The sequence below is a fragment of the Limnohabitans sp. genome (genome assembly GCF_044361645.1).
Lineage (GTDB): Bacteria > Pseudomonadota > Gammaproteobacteria > Burkholderiales > Burkholderiaceae_C > Limnohabitans_A.
This window is the reverse complement of record NZ_JBIKIL010000196.1, coordinates 1-4,041: the sequence shown is the minus strand read 5'-3', so window position 1 is coordinate 4,041 and position 4,041 is coordinate 1. Positions and strand designations below refer to the sequence as shown.

Sequence of the window (4,041 nt, the reverse complement as noted above, 5' to 3'; positions counted from 1 at the left end):
CGACGCGGCAGTCCATGGATCGCTTCGTGCCTCGCGATGACGGGGAACTGGGTCGCGATGACACCTAAACCACCGTCACTGCGAGGAGCGTAGCGACGTGGCAGTCCATGGATCGCTTCGTGCCTCGCGATGACGGGGAACTGGGTCGCGATGACACCTAAACCACCGTCACTGCGAGGAGCGTAGCGACGTGGCAGTCCATGGATCGCTTCGTGCCTCGCGATGACGGTGATGGGAGGGCAGTTGGGGGTCTGAACTGACTGAAAGTGGCAACAGATGGCTCACAGAAAACGGTCGAGCAGTTTGCGTGAGTGTTTGTCCATGGTGGCCAAATCGCGGATCATGTATTGCACGCCATTGGCGTCGTTGATCAGCAGCACCGTGCCTGTCAAGCGGCGAATGTCCTCTTCGCCTTTGAGCATGAATTGGGTTCGGCCCCGGTCGGTTTGCACGGTCCAGGTGCTGGGCGTGAGCACGCTGCTGACCGTTTCCAAGCGCAAAATTTGCGGCAAGAATTCACGCTCGTCCAGGGCCTCGCGCAGCCGTGCTTGCAGCGCGGGTGCCAGCGTCTGCAGGTCAGGCACCCAGTGCAGTTCGTGGCCCTGGGCATCCACCAAAGCCACGCCTTGGTCTGGGGCCGAGACAGGGTAAGCGCGCAGTGCGGTCACCGGCGCGTGGCGTGTGCCATCGGCTCCGAGCAAGACCCAGCGGCCAAAAGCATCGCGTTGCAAATCAAACGGGTTCATGCGCCCACCTTGGGTTCTTCGTCGCGGCCACCCAGTACCGCCTCGGCCTCGGCTTGGCGTTGCTGGGCTTCGTACAAACGCCAATAAGCACCTTGTGCCTCGATCAAGTCGTCGTGCGTGCCCTCTTCCACCACAAAGCCCTTGTCCATGACGACCAAGCGGTCGGCCTTGCGCAGTGTGGACAAGCGGTGCGCGATGGCAATGGTGGTGCGTCCGCGCACCAAGTTGTCCAAGGCTTTTTGAATCTCTTGTTCGGTTTCTGTGTCCACGGCCGAGGTGGCTTCGTCGAGTATCAAAATGCGCGGGTTGATGAGCAAGGCGCGGGCAATCGAGATGCGTTGGCGTTCACCGCCCGACAAGCCTTGGCCGCGCTCGCCCACCAGCGAGTCGTAGCCCTGGGGCATGCGCAAGATGAACTCGTGCGCGTGGGCCGCGCGGGCCGCAGCCACAATCTCTTCGCGTGTGGCATGGGGTTTGCCATAGGCGATGTTGTCGGCAATGGTGCCAAAAAACAAGAACGGTTCTTGCAAGACCAAACCGATCTGGCGGCGGTAGTCGGCCACCGAGAGTTGGCGTATGTCGGTGCCATCGAGCTCGATCGCGCCTTCGCTCAGGTCATAAAAACGGCAAATCAAGTTGACGAGGGTGCTTTTACCCGAACCACTGTGGCCCACCAAACCGATCATTTGTCCGGGCAGTATGTCGAGGTTGAGTTGGCGAATCACGGCGCGGTTGCCGTAGCGAAAACCCGCATCGCGCACCGTGATGCGGCCTTGCACGCGTTCAGGCAAGGGCACGGGCTTGGCGGGTTCGGGCACGCTGGAGACGTGGTCCAGAATGTCAAAGATGCGCTTGGCCCCAGAGGCCGCTTTTTGGGTGTTCGAAACGATTCGACTCATGGCATCGAGTCGGCTGTAAAAGCGTCCGATGTAGGCCAAGAATGCGGTCAGCACACCGACTGTGATTTGGTCGTCCGACACCAACCAAATGCCAAAACCCCAAACCACCAGCAAACCGATTTCGGTCATCAAGGTCACCGTGGGCGAGAACAAGGACCAAACGCGGTTGAGCCGATCGTTGACTTGCAAGTTGTGCACATTGGCGTCTTTGAAACGCTGGGCTTCGCGGTCCTCTTGCGCGAAGGCCTTGACCACCCGGATGCCGGGGATGGTGTCGGTCAACACATTGGTGACCTCGGCCCAAACGCGGTCAATTTTTTCAAAGCCTGTGCGCAGTTTTTCGCGCACCAAGTGGATCAACCAGCCGATGAAGGGCAAGGGCAGCAAAGTCACCAGCGCCAGCGTGGGGTTGATGAAAAACAAGATCACCGCCGTCATCATGATCATCAGCACATCGGTGGCAAAGTCCAGCAGGTGCAAGGACAAAAACACATTGATGCGGTCGGTCTCGCTGCCGATGCGGGCGATCAAATCACCCGTGCGACGCCCCCCAAAGTACGACAAGGACAGTTTGAGCAAGTGCTCGTAGGTGGTGGTGCGCAAGTCGGCCCCGATGCGTTCGGACACCAGCGCCAAAATATAGGTTTTGGCCCAGCCCAAACCCCAAGCCAGCAAGGCCGAGCCCAACAGACCCAACAGGTACAAGCTCACCAAACCGGTGTCGATGTCGGCCCCGTTTTGGTAGGGAATGAGCACCTCGTCCATCAAAGGCATGGTCAGGTAGGGCGGCACCAAAGTGGCGGCGGTAGAGGCCAAAGTCAGTAAAAAGCCCACCAACAAGGCGCGTTTGTAAGGCCTTGCAAAGCGCCAAAGTTTGAGCAAGGTCCAAGTCGAGGGCGGGTTGAGGTCTTCGCGGCTGCACGCAGGACACTCGTCATCGGCTTCGCCCAAATGGGACTGGCACACCGGGCACACCGCAAATGCGGCGGCATGCACCGACTGCTGCGGGCGGCCAACGGGGTCTGTAGGCCAGGCGTCTGCGCTGAGCCCCTGTTGGTGTTGTTGTGCCTCAAACTGCGCCACCCATCGCGAGACCGCCTCTTGCAAACCGAGTGTGAAGCGCCAAACGGCCAACCGGCCTTGAGCATCGGTCAATTCCAGCTGCCCCACCCCTGCATGGTCGGTCTGGCGCAAACGTTGCCCTGCCGCCAAAGGGATGCTGCGTGCATTTTTTTCGTCAAGGGACGCGAAAACCACGCGCCGCTCGGTCAAAATCAGGCCTGTCTTGTTGAACTTCAGCGCCTCATCCAGGTCCAGCAGTGCCCAAGCCGAGGCGGTTTCGCCAGCTTGCAGCCTCGATTGCACCTGCGCATGCCACTCGTCGGGCACAGCCGAACGCCAAGACGATGAGGAAAGTGATGAAGACATGCAGGCTGAACCCAAAAAAATACGGCCCGTCTGTTCGACGGGCCGAGAAAAACAAACTGTTCTGGTCTCAATCGCCAGCCCGAGCCATGCCCTTGTTGAACACCGAGTCGCCAGCCCCGATGCAGGGCTACCACGAGACACATGGCCAATTCTATCGCTGCCCCCTGCCCTTATGAGCCCGCAACATCCACCTTCTGGCCCCGCCCATCAGATCCATTTTCTGCGCATGACCTCTTTGCGTGGGCCCAACATCTGGACCTACCGCCCTGTCATCGAAGCCTTGATCGACATCGGAGACTTGGAGGATTGCCCCTCCAACACCTTGCCTGGCTTTGCCAAGCGCCTGTTGGATGGCTTGCCCGGCTTGGTCGAGCACCGCTGCAGTGTCGGCGAGCGCGGCGGCTTTTTGAAGCGCCTCGATGAGGGCACTTGGCCCGGCCACATCTTGGAGCACGTGGCGCTGGAGTTGCAAACCCGCGCGGGCATGCCGACCGGTTTTGGCAAAGCCCGCGAAGCCGGACCACGGGGGCTTTACAAGGTCATCATCCGCTCCCGCCACGAAGCCGTGAGCCGCCAAGCCTTGCACAGCGCTCGCGACCTGGTGTTGGCCGCCATGGCCGACCAAGCCTTTGATGTGCCCGCAGCAATCGCCAAACTGACCCAGATGGTGGACAGCCTGTGCATTGGCCCCAGCACCGCCAGCATCGTGGACGCGGCCACGGCACAAGGCATTCCGCACATTCGGCTGAACGACGGCAATTTGGTCCAACTCGGTTACGGCCAGCACCAGCGCCGCATCTGGACTGCAGAGACCGACCGCACCAGTGCGATTGCCGAGGGCATCTCCAAAGACAAAGACCTGACCAAGCAGCTGCTGCGCATGTGTGGCGTGCCTGTGCCCGAGGGCCAGATTGTCGACAGCCCGCAAGCGGCCTGGGCGGCGGCGCAAGACATTGGCTTGCCGGTTT

At 60.5% G+C, this 4,041-nt stretch carries 2 protein-coding genes and 1 pseudogene; 1 reads left to right on the top strand and 2 read right to left on the bottom strand.

What is annotated here, in order from left to right:
- Positions 1–281: 281 nt before the first annotated feature.
- Positions 282–746, bottom strand: a complete 465-nt coding sequence (locus ACIQ39_RS18850; RefSeq protein WP_396436119.1) for a DUF1854 domain-containing protein — start codon at positions 744–746, stop codon at positions 282–284.
- On the bottom strand, positions 743–3,073 hold the full coding sequence (locus tag ACIQ39_RS18845) for an ABC transporter ATP-binding protein (protein WP_396436118.1): 2,331 nt from the start codon (positions 3,071–3,073) through the stop codon (positions 743–745). Before ACIQ39_RS18845 ends, ACIQ39_RS18850 begins: the two co-directional genes overlap by 4 nt.
- A 226-nt stretch (positions 3,074–3,299) precedes the next feature.
- Between ACIQ39_RS18845 and ACIQ39_RS18840 the strand changes: the two are divergent.
- Positions 3,300–4,041: pseudogene (locus tag ACIQ39_RS18840) on the top strand (cyanophycin synthetase); the annotation flags it as partial.